The 13,933-nt window shown below is 28.3% G+C and carries 13 protein-coding genes; 1 reads left to right on the top strand and 12 read right to left on the bottom strand.

The features are described 5' to 3' along the window. The 6 genes from FC45_RS06750 to FC45_RS06730 all read right to left on the bottom strand — a co-directional run. Positions 1-533: Rpn family recombination-promoting nuclease/putative transposase (locus tag FC45_RS06750; RefSeq protein ID WP_155517711.1), on the bottom strand; the 533-nt coding region annotated here is incomplete at its 3' end. 274 nt (positions 534-807) lie between these two features. Further along, entirely contained in the window at positions 808-1,971 is a 1,164-nt protein-coding gene (locus FC45_RS06745; protein WP_006584623.1) for a hypothetical protein, read from the bottom strand. A 40-nt stretch (positions 1,972-2,011) separates the two neighbouring features. Further along, a complete protein-coding gene (locus FC45_RS06740; RefSeq protein ID WP_006584622.1) occupies positions 2,012-2,800 on the bottom strand; it encodes a DUF1828 domain-containing protein in 789 nt (262 codons plus the stop codon). A 15-nt stretch (positions 2,801-2,815) separates the two neighbouring features. Further along, positions 2,816-3,106, bottom strand: coding sequence for a DUF6978 family protein (locus FC45_RS07960; RefSeq protein WP_372459435.1), 291 nt, complete (start codon positions 3,104-3,106; stop codon positions 2,816-2,818). Positions 3,107-3,645: 539 nt separating this feature from the next. Then, complete coding sequence (locus tag FC45_RS06735) at positions 3,646-4,503, bottom strand: HNH endonuclease family protein (RefSeq protein ID WP_006588032.1); 858 nt, start codon at positions 4,501-4,503, stop codon at positions 3,646-3,648. A 201-nt stretch (positions 4,504-4,704) separates the two neighbouring features. Further along, on the bottom strand, positions 4,705-5,214 hold the full coding sequence (locus FC45_RS06730; protein ID WP_006584617.1) for a hypothetical protein: 510 nt from the start codon (positions 5,212-5,214) through the stop codon (positions 4,705-4,707). Between the two features lie 341 nt (positions 5,215-5,555). Here FC45_RS06730 and FC45_RS06725 point away from each other — a divergent pair, with 341 nt between their 5' ends. After that, entirely contained in the window at positions 5,556-6,596 is a 1,041-nt protein-coding gene (locus FC45_RS06725; RefSeq protein WP_006584616.1) for a hypothetical protein, read from the top strand. Positions 6,597-6,854: 258 nt separating this feature from the next. Here FC45_RS06725 and FC45_RS06720 read toward each other — a convergent pair whose 3' ends face one another. From FC45_RS06720 to FC45_RS06695, 6 genes are all read right to left on the bottom strand, one after another. After that, positions 6,855-7,871: an acyltransferase family protein gene (locus FC45_RS06720; RefSeq protein ID WP_006588287.1), complete on the bottom strand. Its 1,017-nt coding sequence runs from the start codon at positions 7,869-7,871 to the stop codon at positions 6,855-6,857. Positions 7,872-7,945: 74 nt separating this feature from the next. Next, a complete protein-coding gene (locus FC45_RS06715; protein WP_006588286.1) occupies positions 7,946-9,385 on the bottom strand; it encodes a flippase in 1,440 nt (479 codons plus the stop codon). A gap of 29 nt (positions 9,386-9,414) precedes the next feature. Beyond that, positions 9,415-10,401 carry a glycosyltransferase gene (locus tag FC45_RS06710; RefSeq protein WP_006584615.1) on the bottom strand — a complete coding sequence of 329 codons (987 nt, stop codon included), beginning with the start codon at positions 10,399-10,401 and terminating at the stop codon, positions 9,415-9,417. 42 nt (positions 10,402-10,443) lie between these two features. Next, the gene (locus FC45_RS06705; RefSeq protein ID WP_006588285.1) at positions 10,444-11,583 is read right to left on the bottom strand and encodes a glycosyltransferase family 4 protein; all 1,140 of its coding nucleotides are present in this window, start codon (positions 11,581-11,583) and stop codon (positions 10,444-10,446) included. A 5-nt stretch (positions 11,584-11,588) separates the two neighbouring features. Further along, the gene (glf, locus tag FC45_RS06700) at positions 11,589-12,698 is read right to left on the bottom strand and encodes a UDP-galactopyranose mutase (RefSeq protein ID WP_006584613.1); all 1,110 of its coding nucleotides are present in this window, start codon (positions 12,696-12,698) and stop codon (positions 11,589-11,591) included. Then, positions 12,695-13,933: a polymerization and export protein gene (locus FC45_RS06695; RefSeq protein WP_057706483.1), complete on the bottom strand. Its 1,239-nt coding sequence runs from the start codon at positions 13,931-13,933 to the stop codon at positions 12,695-12,697. Before FC45_RS06695 ends, glf begins: the two co-directional genes overlap by 4 nt.

The following is a 13,933-nucleotide window of genomic DNA, read 5'->3' as shown; positions in this document are numbered from 1 at the left end:
TTCATCAACTTTTGGAGATTTAACAAATCGACATCATCACTACCAGTACCTTTGGAATTTATAATTATATTTTCGGCATTGTTCTCCAGCTGAATATCCTTGTCTTCATCATCGTACAAGTGAAAACTATACCGCAGCTTTCCCTTACCAAATGGATCAAAAGCACAAAGGAATATCAAATATGTTCGTGCCAATGATGTGTACGGCTCTCCGCGATCTAAAGTATCCCGATCCATCGAGGATTGATAATACCGCATGCGTGGCCCAATGTCATGATTGTTATTAACCTGCATTTCAAGATCATATAAGTTACCCGCTTGATCCTTGACCGCAATATCAAGCCTCACCGACTTACTTCGCTTGTCACTCTTGGTACCCAATTCTTTCTGGGTATCAATACTTTCTACCGAAACTACATTCACATCAGGTAGTACTGCTTTAATAATCGCCTTGCAAAAGCGCTTATTTTGCATAATACTACCAAAAATCTCATCGTTTGTGAATCCATAAAACTTGCCATCATTATATGACATAATTACCTCCAGAGAAATTAATTGCTTCTAAAGATAAATACAGCAAAAATTCTAATTTCTCTGTGATAATCTTAAAAAATTGGGCAAAGAAAAACCCCACGCTCACGCTTGTACTAATGCGCTTCTTATTTAAGCAAAATGCTTAAATAAATGTGGAGAACTTGATTTCTATTAATATATCATATTTTAGATTAAATAGGGGGAATCTTTGAAAAATCGATAATATTATCACGCACTGATGTCTTTTCTTACTTTAGAGCCATATATTAAAAAATTAAGGCAAAACATTTTTATCAAAAGATTTTATAAATTTCTCACGTCTCAGCAATTCCTCATATGATGGTGCAGAAATAATTATTTTAAATTTATATTTTTTAACAAGTATAACTGAATTCTTTAAATTCTTTACTATTGTAAATATAATTAAAACAAGAAATACGGAAATTAAAAATTTCCAAAATAAAATAATTTGCAATATTGGGAAATTTAAATAGCAAAGACCTAGTATTATTACATATGTGATGCACATACAAATATAGTAAAATATCAAAATAGGATTTTTGATAATAAAATCTAAACAGTCTACCTTTTTTCTATTAATATTACCTACCCACCTAAGCTTGTAAAATGTTGTATTACCGACATACTTACTGTCAAAATAATAATCAATATCAGATACTTTCTTTAGACAGCCACTATTTAATGCATTTTTATCTAATTCTATATTCTTGTCAATACTCGGATTTCTAAATTGAATACAGCTCATTATTAATGCAACTCCCCCAAAAGAGAGATTTATATAGCACAGCATATTATAGTTATATCCTATCATAATAAATAAAGGTGCTGTATTAGTCATACTACTAATTAAATTTAAGTAGCCCGGCAAAGTAAATAGTATTGTAAAGTAAAATACTATTACAAAAGCCAAATAATAGGTGCTTTTATATAGAACCTGAATAATCGCTTGAAAGTGTTTATTCTTTCTGATTTTTTGAACTCTCGTTTTAAAGAAATTTATAATTTTTCTGATTATTTGAATAAATGCCTGAGTAAACTTCTTTCTTCTAATCCATCGAATAATTGCTTGAAAACACTTATTTTTTCTAATCCATCCAATAATCTTTTGAACCTTTGTCTTCTTGAGTCTTTCTTTTATACTTGAAGAAACGTTTTCAGAATTAGGTAAAATAAACAATAGAAAAGCAAAAATAAGAGCAATTACTAATACAATATTGAGGCCTACATCCGAATAAATATAATTATAAAATTTTGATAAAAGGCTCTGACTAGTCTGGCCAGATTTAGCAGAACATAGCAATAATAATGAACCAACTATTTCCAAAAAAGCCATATAAAAATAAAACTTAGTTGGTAATTTATATCCATTTCTCCATGAATCTAGTACTTTCTCCCATAAGCTATCTTTTATGAGCATGTAAATTCTCCCTTATAAATTCTAAATTTAATTACTAAATTTATAGCTCTTTATTATCAAGCACATTATTTTCTTGTGCTTCAGAAAATGAAAATGCTCTAGCAACAGAAGTGTTCACACCCTCAAGAGCAGTATTAATTGTACTTGGATCCACTTGTTTTCCCTTTTGATCATTAAATAAACAAACAAATTGATCTGAACTTCTAATCGGCAAGCAAGCTTTTACATCATAATTAAATATCTTTGCAGAATTATAATCATTAGGTCTAGCAACTGTTTTAATCAACTTACTTCTTCCATTTTCAAATGGAATGGAAAAATCAAAGATTGAAGCTGCTACAGAAGTATTGACAATTTGGATATTCTTAGTAAAAAGGATTTTATTATCTGATAAATAATCTGATACTATCTCATCAAATGAACTCTGTGATTTATTGGTATACATAAAAACCAAATCATTCACTTTCATAATTGCTTGCAATATTCTGTTTTTAGCTGTTGGAAATTTATCAAGTGGTGTAATTATTACTAAAGAACGTCCTTCAATAGATATTCCAAAATCATCAAGTATAGTTTTGAAACTATTCCATATTTTTTTATTTTTTTCTTGAATAGAAATGCCTTGACCCTCTAAATTAAATAAAGTTTGTCCAAAATCTGATAATTCAACGCTATTCTCTTTAGCAAATTTTGCATAAATACAAATATTATCAAACACACTATCAAGAAAAGGAGTAGTAATTTCCACATAATTATCTTGTTCAGTAAATGTTAATTCTTCGTTCAGCCAATTATAATAGCTATTTTTCAATAGTTCTGCCTTATTCATCAAAAAAGCACCTCCTTACCATTTAATATTAGTATATTTTATAAATGGATCTAAACACTCTTTAATTGATTTAATATTTACAAATTCAGAAAATTTAGAAATCGGAATAACATTTTTCTTATCATACTTTCCATTTGGAGAATAAATGTGAACATACGATCCAGTTATTACTTTTTCATGGTTGGTTCCCATATTATTTTTATGTCTTAACTTTTCACCAAAATCGAATCTTATCAATGTCCTATTTATTTTTCTGAAAACAAGCATAATACTAAATTTAGTTTCTATAGGTGTAATGTTACAAATAAAATTATATTCTATCTTTCTTTTTTATCATTAACCTTACATTTAACTTGATTAGCTTCCAAATTTAGTGTCCCTATTACTTGATTATATATCATTAAAATCAAGCTTATTTTCTGGATTTTTTTCTGCTTTAATAAGTTCATTAATTTCCTCAATAGATAATTGATCAAAATGATTGCTATTTTTCAAATAAATCCCCACTTTTATATTAATTATTAGATAGCTTAACAATTATAAAAGTTCAGCTGTATGTCTATATTCTTGTTTTCCAAAAAGAGCATAACAGACTAGAATTTCAAATTAAAGTGATTAAAAGTAATTTACGCTTTTTCATTCTAGAAGCTACTATTACTCCATATTTTTCGTCAATGTTATGACAACTATTCATACAAGATACCCACTACTTAAATATTTATTTTACATGATTTTTCGACTCTGAACAAGCGTTCTTTTAGTGCCTATAAATCTCAGTTTTAGACTAAAAAAGAATCAAGCAATTTTATCATTGCTTGATTCTATAATCCAATCCTTATCAACAATTAATTCGTATTAAGCAGCTCCCTATAATCATCTTGCCATTGACCGAAAATGCCTTCCAAATCTGAAATCAAATCTTCCGTTCTAGAATCTATTTCGTCAAAATCCCAACTGTCCATTTCATACAACTCCTGAGTTATAGTAATCTTTGATTTTTGATAATTATTTTTTTTGTCACAAAAGTCATGATTACTTGCCTTACCATTCAACTTTTTTTCAAGTAGCGTTAAATTACCAATAGTATAAATTCTATCATCATCATTTTCACCAGCTTGAGGATAAATATGTTCAACTTCTATATCTTTTTTTAACAAGTCCACGTAATCTAACTGCATTTCAGCTGCTAGTAATACTAAAACTAGTCTTTGCTTTTTACGATAATTTCGGGGCGTCTTTACCGGTCGTCTTAGATTTTCCTTCCAGTCATCATTTGCCTGATAGCTTTCTTTAAACTTAAAATCGGGATAATCTGATTCAATTACCTCTTTTGTAACTTTATCTAAGAAGCTACTTACATCTTTTAAGCTGAAATAACGTAAACAGGCTTCAGCTATCACCTTGAAAATAAAGTTGGTAAATTTGGTTTCAAAATGTTCTTTAGTTCTATAGCGAATATAATATAAAAGTATTGGTTCTAAAATTTTTTTGTGATTATATGGGCAAAATTTCGGGAAAGCTAATGATATGAAAATTCCTTTTTGAACTTGTATATTTTTAATAATTAAGCCAATAAATTCAGAATTTACACTGTCAAAATCCGTATTAGTCAAATCTTGATTTAGTGTTACCAAACGTTTTTGAATATCCGGCAATTGTAATTCTGATTTTAAAATTTTTTTATCTTCTTGATTAGAACACATATTTTATACCCCTAGTAATTTTTTTAATCATCAATACTACTATTTTCAAAAATTTCTGTAAATGATACAGCGTGGTTATAACAATTATTCCTATCTTAATAAGAGTATTATACAATAACTACATTTCGAAATATATAATAAAATTAAAACTAATTTTTTATTTTTTTACTTTTTCAGATAATTTATCCTGAAGAAATGGTTTTATTGAACTAAGAATAATAGCAACTGCTTTCTTATCCTGTTTTTCAGTTCTCTTCTTTTTGTTAAACATATCACGTAAAAATTGATAGTCTTTTTTGGATCATTATCATTCCATTGTGTGGCTTTAAATGCACCAGCTTCATATAAATAGTGTAATAGCTTGCGACTAAAATATTCAGAGCTCAATTGAAGAAATTCGTTATCTTCCACTGCGTGTAACAATTTGAACAATTGTTCCTTAATGTTCACTTCATCTTTTAATTCTTTACGTTCAAATTTTTTAATACATAATCTTCCTATGGGATAAAGCTTTCTACCATTCTCTTCATTCTTAATTGTAAAAAGATATCTAAGATGTTCTTTACCACATATACATGATTCCTCAAGTTTTTCATCTTCCACTACATCAATGATTTTCCATTCGTCCACAGCCGATTTCCAATCTTTTGATTCAGAATTATCAACTACAACTTTAATAAGATTCTTGAAGTATTGGCTTTTTTCTACCATATGAGTACCTTTCTATTACTTGTGAAAACAGTCACAAATCATTATGCTTTTTTATATTATTTATCTAACCTCATTATTCAATATAGTGTAAATAAAGTCTATTTTTTTGAACGTTTAATAAAAAGCATATATTAATAATATATAAAAGCCGAAAAATTATAATAGTGCTTTTTAATTAATACTATTTAATATATTATAAGTATATTAATATTATAGTTTAGGGGATAACACTATAATACAATATATATTATTAACACTACTAAGTTGTTAGATTTTTTAGAATAAGGTATTTTATATAGAGTATAATTATATAAATTTGTTTTTTATAAAGAGGGAAAAAGATGATTACGTTATTTTTATCAATTATTTCATTATTTTATCTTACAACTTATATTATATACATTGATAAGTTTGATTCTACTTTCAAAAAAGTTCCAAAACTTAAGTTTATCAATCAATTATTTCAATTATATTCTAATCACTTATTGATAAATAAGATTCTATTAATGACAATACTATACTTCTTAAAATTCCCTATTTATAGCATTTTATTCTATGTAGCTCTTCTAGCTTTATTTCTTTTAAATCTAAACGGTTATGAGTATTTTTTCTTATTAATTCTTTGTATGATTCATCCGAGAAATAGCGAAAATGATGTAATCATAGCAATATATACCTTGATTTTTATTATTGTCACTTTATCACAAGTTGTTGATTATCCTATACAAAAGGAACAGGATTTATCCAAGTCAATTGTTAAATGTATAAAATCTTTAACGGTATATTTTGTATACGCTATTCAATATGTATACTCATTAAAAATGATGTATCAATATACACACCATACAATCAACTGGAATAATTTAATACCTTTTATTATTTTTGGTTATTTATTAATAATTTCACTTATTGGTATTCAGACTGTCGTTAGACTAACTCTTTGGTTGCTACTACTTGGAACAGCAACTAAATTCAATAATTTTTCAATAATTTTTTCTCTTCTTATAACAGTCTTTTCTTTTCAAAAAAATTGTCAAAGCTTCTTCAACAATGAAACATGGGAACCTAAACAAAAGATAAAAGTTATCTACGCCAAAGTGAAAGATACTATATCATTTTTGATATTTGAATTGAGTTTATTATCTTATATTTGGAATTATTTTAATTTACAAGAATCAAATCTTTTTGACAAACTGTTTAAATTTATTGGTATGGACAATCCTTTTTGTCAAAACCTGTTCTTATTCAGCATTCTATCAATTATTATTCATGGATTTATGCTTCTAATTAGAAAACTGGTTTGTAAAAAAAGGAGGTATGGTTCCTCTAATTGCGATAAGGATATCAAATTTTTTTATGTTATCGTACAAAGACTATATTAAATACTTTTTATCTTTTCAACCATCTTGCCATTTTTGCATTTTTACAATATGATTATTTCCTAACTAACATTGAATTTCTTACTTTTGCTGCCCATAAACCTGTTAGTATCCGTTAAAAAGAACCAAGCTAATTAAATTTACATCTTGCCTGGTTTCTTAAAATCACTTTCCATTAATTGGATTTGAAAAGAACCGTTAAAAAAACAAGCTAATTTCATAGCTTGTTTTTTGCTTTAAGAATTTTATCTAATCGATAACTTACCTTTTATTTTTTATCTTCTTAACATTAGCGTATGCATTAAAGATAAAATTGATAAGTCTAAATCTGTTATTCATCCAAATAACAACTAAACAACTTACCCAACCTATGATTAATAAAACAACCATCAACACAAAAACATTGGGCATAGTAAATTTCAATATTATTGCTCTTATTGCTGATAATACAGGAGCATGAACCATATAAATTATCAAAGAATATTTCCCATACTGTTTAAAGTATTTAAAGAGCTTGCTTTCTTCATCAATGTTAAGGAAAAAGCTAAACAAAAGAATGTCAAAAATTACTTTAGGTATGAAATTAACTAAAGATACATCATTGTAATATGCATGACTCAATCCAACAAACTTAATCATTAGCAAGTAGCCAAGAATACTTAAAACAAGTGATGCTGATAAAATTCCTTTACTCTTGATACAATTCAAATCCTTTTTAAAAAGTAAACCCAGACAGAAAAATACTACCCAACCAAAGACGTTAAAGATGTAAAAATTTATCTTTAAGACTTGAACTAAAATAAAACCTATAAAGTATATAAGTAATTGAAGTCGAAGACTTACCTTTAAAAGACTAAATGCACCTACAAGTATAAAAATAAAGAATAAAATATACAAAAACCAAAGATATGATATAGGGTGATACCAAATTTTCAGCAAATCGCCCCAGCTATACTCCTTAGACTTCCCCCCCAATTGGTTCAGTAATACATATACAAATGAAAAAACAATGTATGGAACTAAAATGTTCCATGCCTTCTTTTTAATCATAACAATATAATCTACCATATTTTCTGGTGCTTTAAAGAAATAACCAGAGAGTGAGAAAAATACCGGCATGATAAATAAAAAGATGAATTCACCAAAAAACATTAATAGGCCATCACTATTAGGATAAATATGGTTAGTATAAATACCAGATAGCACATGGCCAACTACGACCAGAAAAATCGTAAAACCTCTCCCAAAATCAATCCATTCAATTCTTTTGAACTTCATAGTATTTCTCCTAAATTTTACACGTAAATAATTGATACTTAAAATCTTTGTACATTAGGTTTAAGTGAAATCGTCTATCTTTTTAATTTACTTACTACCAATTCATTTTTCAAGAGTACAAGTGCTACAAAATAAACTATACCTGAACTAATTACAGAAGCCCCAATTCGAAGCAGAAGTGATGCGAAAATAAGTTTACAAATCCAGCAGGATATTGCTACAAATATACTAGCAATCAGCACTGTAAAAAGATTATGAATTACTCTTTTAGAAAATACAGTACTTTTAATTATGTCTTTTCCTGCCCAGAAATTCATAACTGTAGTCATTATTTCAGCAACTACCGTACTAAATGAGGTCCCATCATATGCGAACATTGGGATAAGACAAATATTTAATAGAACATTTACAATTGCAGCAGCAATTGTATTAAATAAGCCCTGTTTTTCTCTTTTTGCAGGAATAAGCACACAATTATAGAAAACAAAACTAAAATTAGAAAAAATAACGGCTAGTCCTATAATTCTCAATGCATTGGTTGATTCTAAATACTTTGGTCCTGCAATCAGTAATACAATTTCTTGGCTCAGCATCATTAGACCAATTGTTCCAGGAATAACTAATAAGGCTAAAACATTTATAACTCTTATAAATGTTTCTTTATATTCTTTCATCTTTCCCTGACCCATGAGCATAGATAATCGTGGAACCGTAACAGTCATTACTGATCCTAATAAAGTCGCAACAATGTTATAAATTTTCACTGTAATACTATAAATGCCTACATCATAATCTGATTTCATAATTCCCAAAATTGTTGTATCAGATGATAAGTAAATATTCACGGCAAGTGTTGATGCAAATATTATAAAAATTGGTTTAAGATGTTTTTTCCAATTTATATTAGTAGTAAGTCGAATATCACATATCTTATTCGCATTTATATAGTTGAGTACATTGGAACCCACACTTGAAAACACTGTAATTCCGGCATACCATAGATAATCATTTCTACTTTTGACAAGTAAGAATAGCATCACAATTGAAATAATTTTAAAAATAATACTTCTTGCTGTTATATAGCTATAATCTTCATTTATAATATAAATCCACTCTATACCAACTGTAGTGAAAAAAATTTGAACACTGAAAATCAAAATAAATAATAAATAAGTTTGTAAATTTCTAAAAATTAACAGACTCATAAACAATAAAACATAAGATACTACTGTAGACCAAAGATTAATAGCAAATATTTCACTAGCAAACTTACTTAACTTTTCCCGATTATCACGATATTTTGCACCTTCACGAACTGCATAGGTTGATATACCCAATCCAGCAAGCAAAATAAAATATCCAACATAAGTATTAGAAAAATTATATGCACCTACTGAACCTACTGAAAGCACCCTAGTTATATAGGGAAAAGTAATTAATGGAAAAACTAAATTTAATGCACTACGTACACCATTCAAAAGTCCATTAAATCCTAATGACTTTTTTCTTTTCACTACTAAAAACACCTTTACTTTAATTACAATTAAACTTTACCACTAAGCCTGTAAATGTAATCATAAAAAAATCTACACTTAGATCTTAAGAAAAATTGTATGATTCTCTTTTTTGAAGTAGTCGGATTTATATATTTTTTATAATTATTCAGTATTTCATCTGCCTTAGCATAAATTCCAACATCTGGATATCCTCTAAAATCAATGTCCCTTGCAAGAAAATATGCAATATCTAAAATACTACTTTCTGATTTTTCATATGCTTTTTGAAAGCCATACTCTTTTAGCTTATTAGTAAGTCTAATATTACTTTCAAACCAATCTTTTGACTGTAACATTAATTTAGTTTTATCACTGTTATGTGTTACACTATTAGGTCTTGAAAAGTGATAATATAATAATTCGTCATACAATGCAAAATTTTGGGCATTATTTAAAATTTCAATCATCAAAAATGCATCTTCACAATTATTCCCAACTGGAAATTCTAAATTATTAAAAAGCTTCTTTTTAAAAAGTCTACACCATAAATAATTTCCGTATTTGACAGAAGCTAAATCATACATTGCCATTTCTTTTGTTTCAGAAATGAGTGATTTTGGATTAAAAGATTTTTGGGACATTTTAAAATTAGTATTTAAATCTAAAACTTGATAACCAAATTTAAACACGTCTATTTTTTCTATTTGCACAAGTTTTTTTATAATATCAATAAAACCAGGACAAACAGTATCATCACTATCAACCCAACTAATCCACTTTCCCCTTGCCATTTTCAATCCTAGATTTCTTGCATAGGAAACTCCTTGATTTGAAATATGCTTAACTCGAACAAAATCATACTTATTATCATATTTATCACAAATATCACCAGAACTATCTGAAGATCCATCATCCACTAAAATAATTTCTACAGATTTCATATTTTTAGAAATTAAACTATTAAGACATGAATGTAAGTATCTTTCTACATTATATACGGGAATTATTATTGAAATTAAAATTTCATTTTTCATTTTTACTCCTAGTTTAAAAGATAATTACTTATTAAAGAATATCTAAAAATTTTTGATAATAAAATTCCGGAAATTATCTGACCAACTCTTCCAGTTTGTTTTTTCAGAATAAGTTTTTAAAGCCCCTTTTGAAAGTTGACTAAATTCCCTATTCTTATAAACTTTCTCAATTAATTTTCCAAAATCTTTTCCCGTAGCTGATAATGGTAATCTATATCCATTAACACCGTTAATTACATAATTTCCAATTCCACCAGTATCTGTAGCAAAAATAGGCATTCCATACGAATTAGCTTCAGCAAATACTATTCCTGCACATTCTGCTCTAGTCGGGAGAATAAAAGCATTACATTCAGAATATAGTTTTAGGTACTTCTTTAACTCTTTTCCGTTGTTTTTATCTAAATATCCAATAAATTTAATAAATTTATCTCCAGAATATTGCTTAGGTAGCTCTTTTACACCAACTATAAAAATAGTGGTCTTTATTCCTATCCCATTTAAATATCTTGCGGCATCCACAGCAATATTGCCACCTTTACGTTCCCACTCTTTTCCAGAAAATAATAACTTCAAACTTTTATTTTTATAAATCGGTTCTGATGAAAATTTTCTTTCTTGAGGTACATCTGCACCGAAAGGAAAAATATACGTATTTTCTTCTGGTGCACCATAATCTTTGATAGTGGAATCGGCTGCCCATTGTGAAGATCTAAAATTATACTTAGCTTTAGCAATCCCTAATAATTCAGTTTTTTCGCCTTCCCGAATTGCACTTTGGGTATAGCCAAACCACTGATAATTTATCATTTTCTTAAAAGTCCCATCTGCATAATAAATAATGGGTAAATTTGTTCTAATACCTACTACCATATCTATTTGAGCTGGGATAAATACTACATCACAGTCTTCTAGTTGACTTCGTTTAATAAATAGTCCATGGACTTTTGCCATTATTCTACTATGTTCAGATGAACCTTTTCCATAAATTAAACGATATGCACATTTAGTGATAAAAGTTACAAACTTAAATAAAAAGGTATTTGTACCGTAGGAAATCCATTTCACATCTATTCCCGCATCTCTAATTGCATGAAAAGTATTGTAGTAAGTTCCTGACCAAGCCATTCTATCTTCTTCAGGATTTACCGGCGAAACATAGCCAATTTTTATCTTTTTCATTTACTCTACTCACCAAATTCGCTATTAACTGCTTCAAGTGCTGCCGCAATTACTTGATCCATATTGTAGTACTTGTATTGACCTAAACGCCCACCAAAAATAACTTTATCTTGCTTACCAGCAAGTTCAGCATACTTCTTGTACAAGTCATTATTACGATTATTGTTTACTGGATAATAAGGTTCATCCCCACGCTTCCAATCAGCAGGATATTCACGAGTAATAATGGTCTTATCCTTATCACCTTTACCGAATTCAAAGTGTTTGTGTTCAATAATTCTGGTATAAGGAATTTCAGCTTCAGTATAGTTAATTACAGCATTACCTTGGTAGTTGCCAACATTCTTTTCTTCAGTTTCAAAGTGAAGTGAACGATATTCGAGTTCGCCTAACTTATAATCAAAGAACTTATCAATCATTCCAGTGTAAACAACTTTATCAAAGTTATTTAAGTATTCATCCTTCTTATCGAAGAAATCAGTATTTAGTTCAATAGTAATGTTCGGATGATCAAGCATCTTTTCTACCATCTTAGTATATCCACCAATTGGAATACCTTGATAATCATCATTGAAGTAGTTGTTATCATAAGTTAAACGAACTGGAAGACGCTTAATGATGAATGCTGGAAGTTCAGTTGCTTTTCTCCCCCATTGCTTTTCAGTATAGCCTTTGATTAACTTTTCATAGATATCACGTCCAATTAATGAAATAGCTTGTTCTTCAAGGTTTTGAGGTGCTTTACCAGCCATTTCTTGACGTTGTTCGTTAATCTTGTCCATAGCTTCTTGTGGAGTCTTCACTCCCCACATTTCACTGAAAGTATTCATATTGAATGGTAAGTTATACATGTGTCCCTTGTAGTTGGCTACAGGGCAGTTAGTATAACGATTAAATTCAGCGAATTGGTGAACATAATTCCAAACTTCCTTATTTGAAGTATGGAAAATATGAGCACCATATTGATGAACTTGAATTCCATCTACTTCTTTAGTGTAGATATTACCAGCAATATGATTACGTCTTTCAATAATTGTAACTTTATTTCCACGATTAGCAGCTTCGCGAGCAAATACTGTGCCAAAAAGGCCTGCGCCTACAATAAGATAATTCATTCTAAATGTGCCTTTCTATTTAATTCAGAGATATCTGAAAAGTTCCACATAACTATAAAAATTAATAAATACATAAATAAATATGTAGTTGTAAAAATTGATACAAAAACTAAATACATGAAAAGTATTGATAATATCAAAATTTTCCATTCTTTTATAAAAATAGATTTTCTAATTGTTTCTAATATTGATAAAAAAATTGGAACTACCAAAAACAATCCACTGTCACCTAAAAGTTGTGAAAATGAACTACTAAATCCGTAATGCCCAATCACTTCACCATTAATTATAGTTGTTCCTTCGTTGATTCCTGCATTTAATCCATTCCCCATTATTGGATGGTTAATCCATGCATTAATTCCGTTAATATAATCTGAAGATCTATCAATTCCAGAGCCAGTTTGCAATTTGCTATTTATGAGGCTGTTCACAATAACTGCTGATATAACAAACAAAATTATTATAAAAATAAATTTAATAAGAGAAATATACTTATTAGCTCTTGCTGTTTTTTCAAAAAATCTATAAATAAGAAGGGCTAAAATTCCAATATACATAGTTGTTGAAATTGTCATGAGTCCTGCAATGATTAAAATGAAACTCTTAAATTTAGCCAGTTTTGTTTTATTCAGAAAAATCATGTTAAAGGCTAATGCAACAAGAAAATTTAAAGCAGCCATCGGCGCTTCAGTAAAAATTGCTGTATTTCTAAAAATGTCTCCCCATTGCTGAGTTTCAAAGTATAAATTATGATAATTAGGTATGAATCTTTCATATCCCCAATACAATAAAACATAATTGCTTGGTATTAATTTATGGAATATATTCGTTAAAAGCCAAAAAACAATTGAAATAGCAGCTACAATTACAACAAGATTAACATATGCATTAGTTAATTGAATTAGATTGTTTTTCTTAATTTGGGTCCATATTAACAAAAATATCAAACAAAAATTTATTGGAATTAATAGTGAAGTCCTATTACCACCCAAAAAAGCTATTTGATATAAAACCCACATTAATATGTACAATGAAACTCCAATGCCAAAGAAAAACATGTAATCAATTTTGAAATCATTGAAACAAAAAGAAATAAAAATAAAAAATAAACAAATAATGGGAAAAATCATTTGACAAATTTGATAAACTTTGGGATTAGAATGTATATATACCGTATTGGCATTTAAAAGAATAAAAGAAGCTATGAAACTGTCAAATTTTTTGTGTAAATAGAT

It is taken from the genome of Lactobacillus jensenii DSM 20557 (assembly GCF_001436455.1).
Classification (GTDB): domain Bacteria; phylum Bacillota; class Bacilli; order Lactobacillales; family Lactobacillaceae; genus Lactobacillus; species Lactobacillus jensenii.
This window is presented reverse-complemented; position numbering and strand designations above follow the sequence as displayed.

Bases quoted from the DNA above. Each gene is read 5' to 3' on its own strand.
- FC45_RS06705 (WP_006588285.1), bottom strand. From the start codon at position 11,583: ATGAAAAAGATAAAAATTGGCTATGTTTCGCCGGTAAATCCTGAAGAA.
- glf (WP_006584613.1), bottom strand. From the start codon at position 12,698: ATGAATTATCTTATTGTAGGCGCAGGCCTTTTTGGCACAGTATTTGCT.
- FC45_RS06735 (WP_006588032.1), bottom strand. From the start codon at position 4,503: ATGTGTTCTAATCAAGAAGATAAAAAAATTTTAAAATCAGAATTACAA.
- FC45_RS06725 (WP_006584616.1), top strand. From the start codon at position 5,556: ATGATTACGTTATTTTTATCAATTATTTCATTATTTTATCTTACAACT.
- FC45_RS06740 (WP_006584622.1), bottom strand. From the start codon at position 2,800: ATGAATAAGGCAGAACTATTGAAAAATAGCTATTATAATTGGCTGAAC.
- FC45_RS06720 (WP_006588287.1), bottom strand. From the start codon at position 7,871: ATGAAGTTCAAAAGAATTGAATGGATTGATTTTGGGAGAGGTTTTACG.
- FC45_RS06730 (WP_006584617.1), bottom strand. From the start codon at position 5,214: ATGGTAGAAAAAAGCCAATACTTCAAGAATCTTATTAAAGTTGTAGTT.
- FC45_RS06745 (WP_006584623.1), bottom strand. From the start codon at position 1,971: ATGCTCATAAAAGATAGCTTATGGGAGAAAGTACTAGATTCATGGAGA.
- FC45_RS06710 (WP_006584615.1), bottom strand. From the start codon at position 10,401: ATGAAAAATGAAATTTTAATTTCAATAATAATTCCCGTATATAATGTA.